16 protein-coding genes are annotated in these 14285 nt (G+C 43.5%); 7 read left to right on the top strand and 9 right to left on the bottom strand.

Going from position 1 to position 14285, the window contains the following annotated elements:
• Positions 1 to 47: 47 nt before the first annotated feature.
• The 4 genes from ACFOZY_RS00955 to ACFOZY_RS00940 all read right to left on the bottom strand — a co-directional run bounded on the left by ACFOZY_RS00955 (position 48) and on the right by ACFOZY_RS00940 (position 6550).
• Positions 48 to 956 carry a GNAT family N-acetyltransferase gene (locus ACFOZY_RS00955; RefSeq protein ID WP_378151281.1) on the bottom strand — a complete coding sequence of 303 codons (909 nt, stop codon included), beginning with the start codon at positions 954 to 956 and terminating at the stop codon, positions 48 to 50.
• A 208-nt stretch (positions 957 to 1164) separates the two neighbouring features.
• Positions 1165 to 1311, bottom strand: coding sequence for a hypothetical protein (locus tag ACFOZY_RS00950; protein WP_378151279.1), 147 nt, complete (start codon positions 1309 to 1311; stop codon positions 1165 to 1167).
• 77 nt (positions 1312 to 1388) lie between these two features.
• Entirely contained in the window at positions 1389 to 5795 is a 4407-nt protein-coding gene (locus ACFOZY_RS00945; protein ID WP_378151277.1) for a S8 family serine peptidase, read from the bottom strand.
• Between the two features lie 560 nt (positions 5796 to 6355).
• A complete protein-coding gene (locus ACFOZY_RS00940; protein ID WP_378151275.1) occupies positions 6356 to 6550 on the bottom strand; it encodes a hypothetical protein in 195 nt (64 codons plus the stop codon).
• Between the two features lie 142 nt (positions 6551 to 6692).
• Here ACFOZY_RS00940 and ACFOZY_RS00935 point away from each other — a divergent pair, with 142 nt between their 5' ends.
• Both ACFOZY_RS00935 and ACFOZY_RS00930 read left to right on the top strand, forming a co-directional pair.
• Positions 6693 to 7433: a hypothetical protein gene (locus tag ACFOZY_RS00935; RefSeq protein WP_378151273.1), complete on the top strand. Its 741-nt coding sequence runs from the start codon at positions 6693 to 6695 to the stop codon at positions 7431 to 7433.
• A gap of 68 nt (positions 7434 to 7501) precedes the next feature.
• Positions 7502 to 7717, top strand: a complete 216-nt coding sequence (locus ACFOZY_RS00930) for a DUF896 domain-containing protein (protein ID WP_378151271.1) — start codon at positions 7502 to 7504, stop codon at positions 7715 to 7717.
• A gap of 30 nt (positions 7718 to 7747) precedes the next feature.
• Here ACFOZY_RS00930 and ACFOZY_RS00925 read toward each other — a convergent pair whose 3' ends face one another.
• From ACFOZY_RS00925 to ACFOZY_RS00915, 3 genes are all read right to left on the bottom strand, one after another.
• Positions 7748 to 8191, bottom strand: a complete 444-nt coding sequence (locus ACFOZY_RS00925) for an effector binding domain-containing protein (protein WP_378151269.1) — start codon at positions 8189 to 8191, stop codon at positions 7748 to 7750.
• A 38-nt stretch (positions 8192 to 8229) separates the two neighbouring features.
• Positions 8230 to 9270 (bottom strand): serine hydrolase domain-containing protein, encoded by a 1041-nt coding sequence (locus tag ACFOZY_RS00920; RefSeq protein WP_378151267.1) that lies wholly within the window; start codon positions 9268 to 9270, stop codon positions 8230 to 8232.
• Positions 9271 to 9377: 107 nt separating this feature from the next.
• Positions 9378 to 9827, bottom strand: a complete 450-nt coding sequence (locus ACFOZY_RS00915; RefSeq protein ID WP_378151265.1) for a hypothetical protein — start codon at positions 9825 to 9827, stop codon at positions 9378 to 9380.
• A gap of 154 nt (positions 9828 to 9981) precedes the next feature.
• Between ACFOZY_RS00915 and ACFOZY_RS00910 the strand changes: the two genes are divergently transcribed.
• Both ACFOZY_RS00910 and ACFOZY_RS00905 read left to right on the top strand, forming a co-directional pair.
• Positions 9982 to 10548: a YkoP family protein gene (locus tag ACFOZY_RS00910; RefSeq protein WP_378151263.1), complete on the top strand. Its 567-nt coding sequence runs from the start codon at positions 9982 to 9984 to the stop codon at positions 10546 to 10548.
• A 140-nt stretch (positions 10549 to 10688) separates the two neighbouring features.
• The gene (locus tag ACFOZY_RS00905) at positions 10689 to 10889 is read left to right on the top strand and encodes a hypothetical protein (RefSeq protein WP_378151261.1); all 201 of its coding nucleotides are present in this window, start codon (positions 10689 to 10691) and stop codon (positions 10887 to 10889) included.
• A 75-nt stretch (positions 10890 to 10964) separates the two neighbouring features.
• Here the strand turns inward: ACFOZY_RS00905 and ACFOZY_RS00900 are convergent, their stop codons facing one another.
• A complete protein-coding gene (locus tag ACFOZY_RS00900; protein ID WP_378151259.1) occupies positions 10965 to 11354 on the bottom strand; it encodes a hypothetical protein in 390 nt (129 codons plus the stop codon).
• 460 nt (positions 11355 to 11814) lie between these two features.
• Here ACFOZY_RS00900 and ACFOZY_RS00895 point away from each other — a divergent pair, with 460 nt between their 5' ends.
• The 3 genes from ACFOZY_RS00895 (at position 11815) to ACFOZY_RS00885 (ending at position 13164) form a co-directional block, all read left to right on the top strand.
• Positions 11815 to 12033: a KGG domain-containing protein gene (locus ACFOZY_RS00895; protein ID WP_378151257.1), complete on the top strand. Its 219-nt coding sequence runs from the start codon at positions 11815 to 11817 to the stop codon at positions 12031 to 12033.
• A 140-nt stretch (positions 12034 to 12173) separates the two neighbouring features.
• Positions 12174 to 12734 carry a GNAT family N-acetyltransferase gene (locus ACFOZY_RS00890; protein WP_378151255.1) on the top strand — a complete coding sequence of 187 codons (561 nt, stop codon included), beginning with the start codon at positions 12174 to 12176 and terminating at the stop codon, positions 12732 to 12734.
• Between the two features lies 1 nt (position 12735).
• Complete coding sequence (locus ACFOZY_RS00885) at positions 12736 to 13164, top strand: GNAT family N-acetyltransferase (RefSeq protein WP_378151253.1); 429 nt, start codon at positions 12736 to 12738, stop codon at positions 13162 to 13164.
• A 104-nt stretch (positions 13165 to 13268) separates the two neighbouring features.
• Here the strand turns inward: ACFOZY_RS00885 and ACFOZY_RS00880 are convergent, their stop codons facing one another.
• A complete protein-coding gene (locus ACFOZY_RS00880) occupies positions 13269 to 14114 on the bottom strand; it encodes a MurR/RpiR family transcriptional regulator (protein ID WP_378151251.1) in 846 nt (281 codons plus the stop codon).
• Between the last annotated feature and the right edge of the window lie 171 nt (positions 14115 to 14285).

The raw sequence follows: 14285 nt of genomic DNA, 5'->3' as shown, positions 1-14285 counted from the left end.
TGAAATGCCTGCCTCTCACGAAGAGAAAGCAGGCATTGCTATTTAAGTCAGGAGCCAAGCGTTTCCGACTGTTTCTTTCCAATTATCCGATCATAGCGGACGAAGTGACTGCTCATCTTCATCCCCATATCCTCGTAAAGCTGGACTGCTCCAGAAGGATTGTTGGAATCAACATTCAAGTATACTTTTGGCCGTCCGTTATTTTTCTGCAAAAGAAAGGCTTCGTTAAGCAGGACCTTCCCGAATCCTTTTTTCCTCCATTTCGGTCTGACACCAACATGGGTAATTTCTGCCTGCCCCTCTACCGACTTCTGGCAGAATATAAAACCTGCAATCTCTTCGCCTTCTTTTAACAACAACCAGTTATTCGCATCGAACCCTTCCCGCTCCGTCCGTTTCACAAAGCTTTCTAATGAGGATGAAGTATAGCCAAAATGAGTTTGGAAAGCATCCTCGAATGCGAGATAAGTATCGCTTTCATCCTGACCGACTTTGAAGGATTCAATAGCGAAGTTAGGTGGAAGATGGTATTGCCCAATTACTGCTTCCTGAAGGTCAATCTCCATTCTGAACCAGTACCTTATTGCTTCAAACCCCATTCCCTCGAATTGGGCATGTTCATATGGTGTATTGGAAGAAAATATGAGTGTCCCCTCTTCTACAGAACTAACCATACTATTCAGCAAATCTGATTCAATCCCTCGATTCTGTGCTTCGGGGTGAACGATTAATATAGAAGGGAACTCCGAATTTCCCTTTTGCGTGATTCCCGAAAAGGCGATCAGTCTCTCTTCTTCAACGACTACCCAAGAAAATCTTTCTATTTCAATTGCCTGTAGAATATTTAGAATATCGGCTTTTGTCGTCTCGACTTGGCCATAGATTGAGCGATCATAGTCGCCCAATAATTGCTGTAAAGCAGGAAGGTCATTCATTGTTGCGTTTCTAATATTCATGTAGTTTGTTGCACATCCTTTCCTACCATTTATTCGCCATGTATAGCTCAAGCTCCTTCTCGGTAGGCCCTATAGACAACTTAGAAATATAAATGCGTTTGTGCATTTGAGGGTTCCTGTGTGGATTATTTCAACAAAATGAAATGCCTGCATCTCACGAAGAGAAGCAGGCATTTTTTATGTTAGAGGGAGAAAACAATTTCATCCATTATGGAGCAATTGGGCATGGATAGGCTTTGCAAGTTCGTGGAGGTTCTGGATAACCAGGTGTAGGATCTTCCTTCGCCAATGCCGCTTGTCCAAATGACATACAAAGGACTAAGGCCATTCCAGTTAGTATTGATTTCTTCTTCATACTAATTCTCCTTTCTGTTTATTGATAGGACCCCGGGAGAGGTCACCACGCTCCCCGGGATCCATCAGTGTTCGGGATTATTCTGCAGCGTCTTCCTTAGCAGCTTCTTCTTTTGCTGGTTCTTCAGCGTTTGGAGAAGCGGAAGTGCCTTGTTGGTTCAAGTACAATTTACCTGCAGCAAGTTCACGTGTTTCGTTGCCGAAACCGTCAACTGCTTTGACTTCGATTTGTGCACCGTTGGCAACTGTACCGTAAGGAACTGTCCAGTAGCCGACATAGTGGCCAGGGGATTGTTCCATCATCGGCAATTCAGTTGCGTTTTGCGGGATGTTCGTCAACGGCATGTGGATGACGAAGGTTCCGCGTAGACCTGGCTCAGCATCGAATTCAATCTTAACTGTTTGGCCAGTGACTAAGTGCTTGTCAGTGTTTGGCAACAAGTTCGAGATTTCTGGCGCTTCGAAATCAGCTTCGATCGTCACTTTCTTCGTGATGCGGTTGTTCGCTTCGTCACGAGCAACAACTGTGATTTCGTTTGTGCCAGGGTCGAGTAACAGACGTTTCGAGAATTTGCCGTCTTTCACAGGAGCGTCTTGGCCGTTCACGCGTACCCAGCTTAGGTTCGCATCAGCAATTGTACCTGTTACTGTAACGGATTCACGATTCGTTTTGTCACCGTTTTTCGGACTTGTGATGGCCAGTTCAGGTTTCAACGTATCCAAAGTGACTGTTACTGGTGCTGATTCACCTGTAACCGCTCCGTTCAATTTGGAGACTACTTTGAACTCGTTTGAGCCTTCTTCAAGCGTCACAGGGAAGGAGAATTTACCGTCATTTCCTACCACAACAGATCCAGCTTCTTCACCGTTTTGGCTTAGCTCGACAGTTGTCGTTGGTGAAGCGGTACCTTCTACTACTTGTTCTGCTACGTTTGTAACAAGGCCTTCAGCCGGAGAAGTGATGGCTGGTCCTGTCACTTCGAAGTCAACACGTGCACGGATCATGTAGTTACCTTCAGCTTCAGGAGCTGGAGCCCATGCGCCTGCTACGAATTGATAGCTGCGTAGTGCGTTTTCACCGTCTTCATCAGTCGCAAGTCCTGGTGCATTCGGGTTTGGATCCTTTTGAATATAAACCATATAGAAGTCACCGTTTACGACGATGTTGTGTTCACGAAGGTCTACAACCGTCCAGTCTCCGTTACGAAGAGCTGTTGCGTCGATTGGACCCGAAAGTTTCTTGCCTGGTGCTCCGTCAGCACCGGAAGCATCCCACACTTCTACTTGGAATGCTGTACCGCCAGGGCTCGGCCATGAAGTATCCCAGAAGCGGAACACACCGTCAGTGACGATTCCATTGTCATTTCCATCAGGAAGGGACATTCTGACTGCCCAGCCATTGCCAGCATCGTAGAAAGCACGAGCGTTTTCCGCAGTGCCGTCATCGTAGCCGATTTCGCCGCCTGGATATGTGTAGAACGGCTCAAGAGCAATATCTTTCACATCTCCGTCAGCGTCAATATTGACTGTCACTTCTTGGCTATAGTAGCCACGAGCAATGACTTTCAATGTGTATTCGCCTTCGTAAGCTGTAATGGAGTAGTTACCTGCTGCATCAGAAGTTGCAGGTGCGATGTTCGCATCTTCAACAAGCAGCAATGTTGCGCCTTCAACAGGAGCGCCTGTTTGAGCGTCTGTAAGTGCCCCACCTACTGTGTTTTGAGCAAGTTCTTCCAAAGTGAAGTTCGCTGTTGCAGAGCCGTCAGCTTCGATCGAAACAGATTGTTCCTCGGAAGCGTATCCGTAAGCTTCAGCTTTTACTGTGAAATCACCTGCTGCATGTGTTAAGGAGTAAGAACCGTCAGCCGGGTTCGTGTAAACGGAACGTCCGGATTCAAGGACACTTACTTGTGCGCCAAGTGGTAGAAGCGTCGGATTTGCAATGTCTTCAATAATCGGCTCTTGTTTAGCCGGCATTGCAGTCGGGTGGATCTTCGTGGGATCCACTGCAGGCTTCATGACATCTTTGTCTTGGCCTTTGCCGAAGTTACCGTTATTTGCTTTACCGCCTTGGTTTCCGTTCTTGCCCTTCGATACTTTACCAGTTTGAGATACATCGGAAAGCTTCACATCATCGATATACCAGCCGTCACGAATGACGCTTCCATCGGAGAATGCATTGAAACCAATGTATACTCGTTGTCCAGCATATTCAGAAAGGTCCACTTGCTGATCTACATAGCCATCAGATACACCACTGATTTGGAATAGTTGAGTCCAGTTCTCCATATCTGTGGAAACGAAGACTGTACCGTAATCCCAAGCTCTTCCTGAGGAAGACATTTCAAAGTTGTACCAATGTTTGAACTGCAAGTATGAGTTACCTTCCGGCAGGTCTACTGGAGGCATGACAAGCGTCGCATTCATACGGCTTGCATATTGTCCATCCAAGTTAGTCGCGTACACTTTCTCGCCGGAGAATGCAGCTCCCGGTCCTGAAGTCGGTACACCGTGCTCCCAGCTGTTTTCGTCCCCATAAGAGAACCAGCCTGTAGGAGAACCTTCAAAGTCTTCGAAGTAGCCAGTTGTGATGCCTGGTTTTACTTCAATTGTATACTCTTCTGTCGACACTTCGTTGTTGCCGAAGTCGTTAACTGTGAATTTGTACGTGAACGAAGTTCCAGTGATCAATGAACCTGGTACAGTAACTGCGAACTCACCAGATTTATAGTCACCACTTGTGCGTCCAGCTTCAATCGATTGCCATGCACCGTTTGCATCTTTGTAGTTCAACACAACGGACGAAACTGAGATGTTGTCAGAAACTGAGATGGAAAGATCCAAGTCCATGCCTTCATATGTTTCGCGAGGTGCTGTGTGCTCGAAAGTCGGCGCCTCATTGTCATCGCCTTGTTTCGTTACTTGTCCTTCTAATCGTCCAAGTCCAGTGATGATGGAAGAAACTGCACTATGAGCATCCACCAATCCGTAACCATAACCATGGTTCGGCGATTGCGGATATGCGGAATCCGTCAATGGTGTTGCTGTAGAAAGCAAGATTTGTTCCATTTCATCTACTGTGATGTCAGCATTCACTTGACGTAGAAGTGCAGCGACACCTGATACAGCAGGTCCTGACATGGATGTTCCGTTCCAGCCGCCTTCATAGGCGCCGCCTGGTACAGATGAACGGATGTTGACACCCGGTGCGGAAATGTCTGGTTTGGTTTCAGCATACGGCGATGGACCACGCAGTGAGAAGCTTGCCACTTTGTTGTTGATGTCGATCGCACCTGTGGCGAAGGATTCCGGATAGTTAGCCGGAGCCGCTACAGAGCCTGGACCACCTGGGTTGAATAGAGTCGTATTCCCTGCAGAGAACTCAGGGAAGATCTGCAAAGCACGCCAACCGATGACGACATCGCGGTACCACTCGTCAAGACCAGGACCACCGCCCCATGAGTTGTTGACAACGTCCGGAGCCAAGTCCACACGCTCGTTACCGTTTGCATCTTCAGGAGCTGCAATCCAGTCTGCCGCTTCTAAAAGGTCCGCATCTGTACCGCCTGCAGAAGTGAACGCCTTAACTGCGATCCACTTTGCGCCAGGAGCAACACCGATTTGGTTTGCACCACTCGGTTCACTTCCGACCATCGTTCCAGTAACGTGCGTACCATGACCTTGATCGTCATATGGAGTTGCACGGTTGGCAGATGTCGTATCTTTCCAGTTGAAGTCATGGCTTACTTGGCCAGTAGCCTTGTTGTAGCCGCGATACTTCTCTTTAAGTGCCGGGTGATCCCATTGCACGCCAGTATCGATGCTGGCAACAACTGTACCGGAACCGTCAATGCCCATCGCCCATGCTAAAGGAGCTTTGACACGCTCTACGTTCCATTCCACGTTTTGTGTTTGGGAGGCCGGAACTTCTGCGTTTGCTGTTTTCGTTGTAAAGAGTTGCCGCGTTTCATTCGGAAGCACTTTTTCTACTTCAGGGAAGGTCGCAATCTTTTCTGCAATTTCCTTCGTCGCCGTTACGGCTAAGCCGTTGACAAGGAAGAAGGACTCGATTTCTTGCGCGTTCCCTTTCTCTGCTTCCTGTTCAAGGAATTCGATGACGTTTTGCTGAGATTCCATTGAAGTTGCCTTCAATTCGGAAACGACAGCCGATCGTTGCAATAGCTTCGCATTGTGAGCGGATAGGTTTTTATCCTCCGCTTTTTCACGCGCTTCTACAGCTACTTTCATCGGATCAGCTTTTTCCTTGAACTTGACGAGGAAGGTTACTTTCTCGTCATCTTTGAAATTTTGCAGTAAGCGTTCGCTCACCTTGTCTTTCGCAACTACGGATGTCGATTCTTTGAAGGATTGGTGAAGCTTACTGGTCGTCTCTGCACTTACAACACTCGGCGCAACAAGCGAGAATGTCATGAGCAGGGACGCGGCAATGCTAAATGCCTTTTTTGACCCACTTTTCTTCTTCAACTTCTTGACCCCCTTCCAAATTTTACAACGACGCTCCACCTCCAAGATTCCACTCAAAATAAAAACACCGATGTCCCCCTTTCACGAGCGATCTTGCAGGTAAAAGCCAACAATGGTGTCATGGCAAACTCTAGTTGTTACGAAAAGCATAATGGATTTACGAGGGTGGTTTCTGTCGAAATATGTCGACTTTTTTCTCAATTTTCAGAATTGATAGATAAATACTATTTTACTTTTTTCTTTTATAGAACTTAAGTTGTATGGAGGGTAGTCCAGATGGCAGAGTCGGTAGTTGAAAACGTTGAATTGACGGGGTTTTTGATGAATAGAAAAAGATAAATAGAAACGTATGTTTTTAAAAAATGAATAGTTAAACCTATTTTGGTATAGAGTAATTATTTACTAATAATAGAATAGTATTTACATATAGTCCAAAACTCCCCTAAGGAAGTACATGTTAAAACAGGCAGAAAAATAGACAAGTGTAAGGTTGAACTGAATTTATTCGATGTCCAACCTTACAGTCTACTGGGCTGATTTGCCTATCCATCTTTCGGGTCTTAAGAATCGGTTAATGACTGATGATAAGCATGCTCCACTTCCCGCTCCGTCTTGCGTCCATTTAAAATCGCTTGCAACTCACGTTCCGCTTCCACTTCCGATTCATAATAACCGAGCACACGAACCAGTTTAAATTGCCCTTCTGTATGTTGGATCACACTATAGACTCCTGATATGATTGTGTTTATTTTCACGATGATCGCCTCCTCCTAATAATGGTACATGAAGGATGACAAACCACACGTATAAGGGGGAATAGATTCGATGAACATCTAATTGCTAATGAATCCTTCCTATTGATAGAATGGTTGGAAAAGAGGTTGGGGGATTGGGAAAATGGAGATTCCAAATGAAATCAATAGAATTTACACACGTTTTGATGAGTTTCCAATGGAAACTTTGACGAAAGCGTGGTTTGCCAATCACCATAACGGGGGAAGACAACGGACAATTGAGGAAATGAAGGAGCACCGAAGCCGATACGGGATTGCCGGAAATTGTTTTGACCTCGCCTATTGGCTTATTCATGAATTCCAAGACGCAGGCATTCGTGCATATCCGGTAGGTCACGATCTTGCTACAGACGATGCACATGTGGCAGTCGTGGCGCACTTCAACAACAGACGGTATCTTTGTGACTTAGGTGATCAGTGGTTGCAGCCTATCTGTATTGATGAACCAGTCGTCCAGCCTCTTAGCGGTTTTTTCCCTGCGGCGGGTATCACTGTAGAGCCATGTGAGCATGAAGTGACCATTCACTACCATCGTCCGAACGGCAAAATTTCCCGACAGCGTTATCAAACGGAACCTGTTGACATGAATGCGTTCCTCAAAGCGGCAGATTTTTGCCAACAAAATATTTTTCGTAAGCCGCTCCTGGAGGTCAGGCTTCCAATGCAAAACGAAACCGCCCATTGGGAGTTTTATAATTGGGAGAGTTTCCTCAGCACTTCGGAAGGCAAACAGTACGATCCGCCAGCGCAAACTATCGAAGAGTGGGCCGAGCGTATCCATCTTAAAACGGGTTATGATCGGACGTTTCTAATTGAAGCGCTATCTCTTTACCGAGAGCTGTGAGTATAATTAGTATTAGATGATATATAAACTGTTATAGAGGAACAACTAACGAAACGGGGATTGTCCAAATGATTGACTATTTGAAGCGCATTATTGAACTGACGAAAAAGGAAAAGGAAGTCGGTTTGACGAATGCAGAGAAAGTGGAACAACAAGTGCTGCGCGAAGATTATTTACGTGAAATCCGAGGACAGGTGGAAAGTACGATGACATCCGTAACCGTGGTCGATGAAGATGGCCATGATGTTACACCTGAAAAACTCAGGCAGAAGAAAGGGTATTGAATCTCTACGGATTAATACCCTTTGTAAGACTTATATGATCGGCCAGTAAATCTCTACTTCTTCCTCTCCATTTGGCAAAGGATGATAGGTTTCCACAATGAATGCACCTGTGTCCCTTTCATAGCCTGACTCTTCGGACCACTTTGTCAAACGTTGGTGAAGACTACTGATTTCTTTTATATTCCCTCTTGTCGTTACATAACCTCCGGATTCTTCTATGTACTCCATCTGTGATGGGATGACTTCAGGCGTTTCGTTAACGATCAACCCCACAAAGAACTGTCCTTCTATGTGACCGGCATCTTTCTTAGGTTCATATAGCGCAATTTCCGTATCGGCTGCGTTTAGAAATTCTTCTCTACGCATTAAAAACTCCCGGGCTGTCTTCGGGACCAAGTCTTCGAAGTCTTCATATTTCCCGTACCCTTTTACCCCTATTGCCTTAAAGCTCTTATTTACTTTTGAGCATTCCATCCGTATCCCCTCCAAATTCGTCTTAACCGTTAACCTTTTCAACAAGAAGAGCCGTTTTCCTCTATTCCGGACAAATAATTTCGATAAACCTCCCCAATGATCCCATCCAATTGATGGACACCTAAGTCCGCATTCGTCATCACCACTACACCACTTGCTATATCCGGATGTGCAGCCATCATCGATTGAAAACCCACTCCCCAGCCGAGTGACGAAAATTCCATGCCGTGTTCGGTTTCATCTAAAAACACACCGAGTCCACTCCAATTCATACCACCTTGAGGCGACACCATTTCCCTTGCCAAATGTGCTGAAAGATCGATTTTACTTTGACCCTTGATGGATAAAGTCAATTCGAGCACTAATGCGGCTACTTCGGAAGGCGTTGACCAAAGTCCTGCTGCAGCTGGATAAGGGTAGATTGGGTACTTCCCTTTTACCACTTCTCCTAATTTGTTGTGGCCACTTGCAAATTTCCCTGTCGGTTCGAAGTTCACCGTACTATTATTCATCTGTAATGGTTCAAAAATCAGTTCTGACAAAACCACACTAAATTCTTTCCCTGTCACATCTTCAATGACTTGTTGAAGAATACAGAAACCTGCGTCTGAATAATGGAATTCGCTTCCTGGTTCCACCGACACTTTGACCGGCTCACGATGATAAGGTGTCCGCCCTTCGAGTAGATCGACCATAGAAGGAATCCCATCCTGCTCGTTAAACTCATAAAAACTTCCTTCAGCATCGACTATGCCGGACTGGTGGCTTAGTAGGTGGCGAATCGTCACGTTCTTAGTGAATGCATGATCTGGAATCCTCCACGTCGATAGCATCTTATTCACGTCACCATCTATTTCAAGAAGGCCCTTTTCCACCAATTTCAGGACGGCCATCGCTGTTACGAATTTACTCATCGAACAAGCGTGGAACAGCGTATCGGTGTCGATTTTCTGTTCGTTGTCTTTGTCTCGAACCCCCAAACAGAGTGTTTCACTGATTTCACCATTTTTCACGAAAGCGATGCTTAGCCCTTTCACATGATGATGGTCCATACGTTCCTTTACATACACTGAATCCATGCATCCATCCCCCAATGATTTAATAGAACCATTATAACAATAATAAGAACAAATGTTCTATTAATTTGAATAAAAAAACTGGCCACCTGTTGAGATGGCCAATGTGGTTATATCTTCCCTTCGAACACTTTGCCGCCGCCTTCGCCGTTCACTTTTATGATTTCGAGGCGTTGATCATATTTCACAAAAATCGTTTTATATTGTTTTTCACCGTTATGATCGTTCAGGAAGAGCACACGGTTTCCTTCATTGTCCGTTACGGTTTCAAATGTGTAATCGGCTCCCACTTGCTCAACGATCGTACCGTATTCCCGAAGCTCAGCATAGTCACCATGATTGACGACTTCAGTTTGAGTGTCTTTTTCCGCTTCAGTTTCTGTTTCCACATTTTCAGATTCCGGTTCCGCAACTTCTGTTTCCGTTTCCTCTATTGCAGGGTTATCTGATACAACTTCCACTTGTTGTTGTTCAATTGGTTCATTCTCAACTGTTCCCTCATTGCCACATGCTGTCAGTAATAAGCCTGTAGCAGATAGTGCGATCCATATTTTTTTCATACCACTTCAACTCCCGCGAACATCATAACAAACATGACGAAACGATTTCGTGGCAAAACACTTGAAAAACCTGAAATTCAGCCTTAAGTCTTAGTGGACTATCCGACATATACTATTACAAAACTGGTCAATCTACTGACATAAGGAGGGTAACATGAAAAGACTAATTTGTACTATTTGGAGCATACTTGACCCTCTATACTTGTTTTTCACGAAATTGGAATGCCTTCAACACGCGGACGGTCGTCCCACAGTTTTCCGTATTCGTCTTACCCGTTATAAAGGACGTACTATTACACTTTCGGATGGAACAGAGATTTGTAAAAACGATCTACTGATCAAAATCCACCTCCATAATGTCCGGCTACTGCAGGAAATGATCGGTTTAGATGAACCTGTGAAAAAAGCTTTTCTCCTGTATCGGCGAGTACAGGAATCACTCCCAGACCTCGCTTCTTATGTCACCAGTCATCAACAGACTGGGCAAATAAAAGGTGTACTCGGCATCACCATGTTGAATACGGGCTACCGAAGACTCGGCTTTGAATCCGTTCCTTTTACAAGCAGGATGTATATATGGTTCAAACGTATTGGTCAATATCCGCTCCATATTCTGTTCCGACCAGAATCCATTCGCTTACAAGCTATGCCGACACCTCATTACTTATTTATATCAAAGCATCGGATTTGCGAGCTTTATGGTCCAAAAGTGACCCCATAATTTTTAGACTCTTGTTAAATCCATCTTCTCATTTTCCTTTACTTCATTATCTATTTTTAATGTTTGAATATGGATAGAACGGTTATAAGGAGGGTGAACTCTATTCGAGTTCAAAATCACTTCGAGGAGGAATGAAAGTATTGGCAAAACGTAAGGATCGACTGACGAGAATTGAAGAGGATCGTAAGCAAGAGGAATTGAGTACCCTGTCCTATGATGATTACAACGAAGGGTACAATACCCTTGGAGCCAATGATGCCTATGCCGAAGATGATTTGTTAAAAGAAAATAGTCAATGGAATAAGGAATTTAAAGAAAGTCCAAGTAACTATAACTTCTGAGTTCGTTTACTAATTAAATATGAAAATGTTGATAGCCCACTAACCCTCTCACGAGGTTATTGGGCTATTTTTGTTTTAGGATTCTTCCTCTTCTTCAACTTCTTCTACACTTATTTCATGTTCTCCCATATAGATTGGGCCATTTGCATGGTCAATTCGAATCGGCCACTCGTAAGGAACCGATAAGCGTCTTGCTATGCCTCTCCAGAATTCATTTGAATCAGTTTCGAACGTTTGAAAGTCCCTTAGTAGTTCTTTATATGCCACTCCATCTAATTGGATCTTCATGTCCTGTAACCGCATATACGCCATATGTCTGATTTCAAGTTCTGCAGCCTTGTTCATTTCTTCTTCAGTAGCTTCGCCCATAATAGTTTCGGGTGGCGGCAAGATTTCGTAAATATTATTTATTTCAACTTCCTCCGCTTGTACAGTTGTGAATTTATTGCGAATCCGATTTAACATCTTATCATCTCCAATCTTATTTTCTATATATTTTTTTACCCACTACTTGTCTCCCTTAACATGTTTAAGTCATAAGCGGCCTTTATTCAAACCAGCACTTGAAATTTATCGCCAAATAATGGGACAAAAAGAAAACGCTTGAGTATACCACACTTCCAATTTTGTAAATCAAGGGTTTTTCTCTATTGTGACAAAGCATATATGAGAAACGAACAATACCTCATTACTATGCGCATTCATATGCTGGCATCCACTACTCTTTCTGAACAATCGGTGCTCCAATAATGGGAAACGTTGAGCCCTTATACCTTTTGTTACAAGTGTTAAGCTTAGGACAAAATTTCCCTGAATTTTCCACCTTCTCGTCATCTTTTCTTAATGTTACTTCGTGTGTCGAAGAGGTAAACAGAGGGTGAGACCACTACTTGGTGGTCAACAATATTAGAAGGAGGAATTCGAAATGGCAAACAACAAAGGCAACAACAACGGTAAAATGTCGGTGGAGGAAGCTGGCCGCAAAGGCGGGGAAATGACAGCTAAGTCCCATGGTGAAGAGTTCTACGAGGATATCGGTAAAAAAGGCGGCGAAGCCACTTCAAGGAACCACGACAGTGATTTCTATGAAGAAATTGGCCGCAAGGGCGGAGAAGCTCGGAATAACCAACGGAACTTTGACTAATTGACGCCACTGACAAAAGCAGTGAGCAAGAAAGGGAACAATCTAATTGAATAATGACTCTACGTAGCCCTATAACCTGTATTAGAGGTTATGGGGCTATTTATGTTTTAATGAAGATAGCAAACTATTAGAGGTGTGAGATGGGAATTAAAATAATTGAGTTTCCAGTTTTAGAAACAGAAAGACTTCGTTTAAGAAAAGTAACTGAACAAGATGCTCCCTATTTAATGGAGTATTTATCTGATGATGAAGTGATGAAGCATTACGGCTTGGAACCTTTTGAGTCCATTGAAGAGGCGATAAGCGAAATACAATGGTACGATTCGTTGCTCGAAGAACAAACAGGAATCAGATGGGGCATTTCCTTGAAAGATGATGAGCAAATTATTGGCAGTGTCGGGTTTCACCGCTACGTTCATCAGCACCATCGTGTGGAGATCGGCTTTGAACTGAGCAAGGCGTATTGGGGCAAAGGAATTGCAGGTGAAGCCCTGAGTGCGATTTTAACTTACGGATTCGAAACCTTCCCAATCCAACGAATCGAAGCTTTGATCGAACCGGAGAATTTAGCTTCTCAAAAATTAGTCGAAAAGCATGGGTTCATACGTGAAGGGTTGTTAAGGAAATACGAATATACACGTGGTAAATATGATGACTTATATATGTACTCGTTACTGAAAGATGATGTTGGGGGGAACTGACATGTTTGTGAAGGAATTAACTGAACCAAATGAATTTGAGCAAGCGTTTCCGGTCATGGTGGAACTTAGCGACCACTTGAGTAAGAGTGAGTATTTGAAGTTGCTGACAGACATGCGGAAAGACGGATACCGATTATTTGCGCTGTATGATGATCAGGAACAAATCATCTCTTTAGCCGGCGTTGCAATCCGGACGGATTTTTTCAATGGAACATATTTATGGATTTCAGAGTTTGTGTCTCGCAGTGAAGCTCGTTCAACCGGTGCAGGTTCCATATTGGCAGAATATCTCGAGCAGTTCGCGCAATCGGAAGGCTGCGAAAAGATTGTCCTGTACTCGGGAATATCACGAGAACGTGCCCACCATTTCTGGGAGAGTCGTCGCGGCTTTGAACGGAGAGGGATTGTATTCAAGAAGCCGCTCTTATAGGATTAAACCTTCACTTGGGTGGACAAGTGGAGGTTTATCCCAAATAATCCAGCCAAAAATGCCAACTTGTTTAGCGTAAAATACATAACTTACATAGGTGAATTCTAGTAAAAAATATTTAACTTTTCCCAAACCGCTTCTAATTCCTCTAAACGGTCATTATTTCCTTCTTCTTTATACTTCCCAACAAACGCCAGTATGAGATTAATCATACTCATTGATGCTGCAAATGAATCAAAAAAAGAGGAACTATCGCTTTTCGTATAGAGTGCGAAATCCGCGTGATGCACTAAAGGTGAAGAAAAATGATCTGTTAGTGCAATTGTGCAAGCATTTCTCTCTTTAGCGTATCTGAATAACTCGATCGTGCTTCGCGTATACCGCGCGTAACTAATTGCAAACGCAACATCATTTTTATCGATGTTAAACATTTTTTCTCCATCTGTTTCTAAAACTTTGACATGAGTGACATTACCAAGCAGCATATCTAAGTAATAATGCAAAAACATACCTGGAGAACCAGCACTCCTACTTGAAATAATATAAATGTTTTTAGCTTTTAGAATGGCTTGTATGACTTTTTCAAATTGGTCAGTATCAATATCTTCTATAATGCTTTGGACATTATGAACATCCTGCATAATATATTCTTTAATTTGCTCTTCAAAGGTATTTCCTAATGTTTGATCACTTTTCAGACGTTCTGTTGTTTTAAGCTTTCGTTGTAGCCTTCTTTGGATATGATTCTGTAAGTCTGGATATCCCTTATAACCAAGGGCATTCGCAAACCTTACGACTGTAGCATCACTAACCCCCACTTCCTTCGCTAATTTCTCAACTGTTTGAAACAGTATATTGTTTGGATTGTCTAAAATGTATTGAGCTACTTTCTTTTGTGATTTACTTAAACTATTCATTTGACTTCCAATTTCGAGATACGGATCTCGCATATTCGGTACTCTCTCCCATCCTTACTTCTTATAATTTTCCATTCTATTTTTACTTGTCATCAACTTCATTTATTCTACTCATCATTTTCTCTAAATCAATATGAAGATTATAAAAAAATGATTTTTCAGAAAAATATTGCTTTTTTAATTATCCATGAATATTATGAAATA

Source organism: Chungangia koreensis (assembly GCF_042651785.1).
GTDB lineage: Bacteria > Bacillota > Bacilli > Bacillales_A > Planococcaceae > Chungangia > Chungangia koreensis.
Note: the sequence above shows the minus strand (reverse complement) of the source record. Positions and strands in the feature narration are given on the sequence as shown.

Bases quoted from the DNA above. Each gene is read 5' to 3' on its own strand.
- ACFOZY_RS00955 (WP_378151281.1), bottom strand. From the start codon at position 956: ATGAATATTAGAAACGCAACAATGAATGACCTTCCTGCTTTACAGCAA.
- ACFOZY_RS00950 (WP_378151279.1), bottom strand. From the start codon at position 1,311: ATGAAGAAGAAATCAATACTAACTGGAATGGCCTTAGTCCTTTGTATG.
- ACFOZY_RS00935 (WP_378151273.1), top strand. From the start codon at position 6,693: ATGGAGATTCCAAATGAAATCAATAGAATTTACACACGTTTTGATGAG.
- ACFOZY_RS00930 (WP_378151271.1), top strand. From the start codon at position 7,502: ATGATTGACTATTTGAAGCGCATTATTGAACTGACGAAAAAGGAAAAG.
- ACFOZY_RS00925 (WP_378151269.1), bottom strand. From the start codon at position 8,191: ATGGAATGCTCAAAAGTAAATAAGAGCTTTAAGGCAATAGGGGTAAAA.
- ACFOZY_RS00920 (WP_378151267.1), bottom strand. From the start codon at position 9,270: ATGGATTCAGTGTATGTAAAGGAACGTATGGACCATCATCATGTGAAA.
- ACFOZY_RS00915 (WP_378151265.1), bottom strand. From the start codon at position 9,827: ATGAAAAAAATATGGATCGCACTATCTGCTACAGGCTTATTACTGACA.
- ACFOZY_RS00910 (WP_378151263.1), top strand. From the start codon at position 9,982: ATGAAAAGACTAATTTGTACTATTTGGAGCATACTTGACCCTCTATAC.
- ACFOZY_RS00900 (WP_378151259.1), bottom strand. From the start codon at position 11,354: ATGTTAAATCGGATTCGCAATAAATTCACAACTGTACAAGCGGAGGAA.
- ACFOZY_RS00895 (WP_378151257.1), top strand. From the start codon at position 11,815: ATGGCAAACAACAAAGGCAACAACAACGGTAAAATGTCGGTGGAGGAA.
- ACFOZY_RS00890 (WP_378151255.1), top strand. From the start codon at position 12,174: ATGGGAATTAAAATAATTGAGTTTCCAGTTTTAGAAACAGAAAGACTT.
- ACFOZY_RS00885 (WP_378151253.1), top strand. From the start codon at position 12,736: ATGTTTGTGAAGGAATTAACTGAACCAAATGAATTTGAGCAAGCGTTT.
- ACFOZY_RS00880 (WP_378151251.1), bottom strand. From the start codon at position 14,114: ATGCGAGATCCGTATCTCGAAATTGGAAGTCAAATGAATAGTTTAAGT.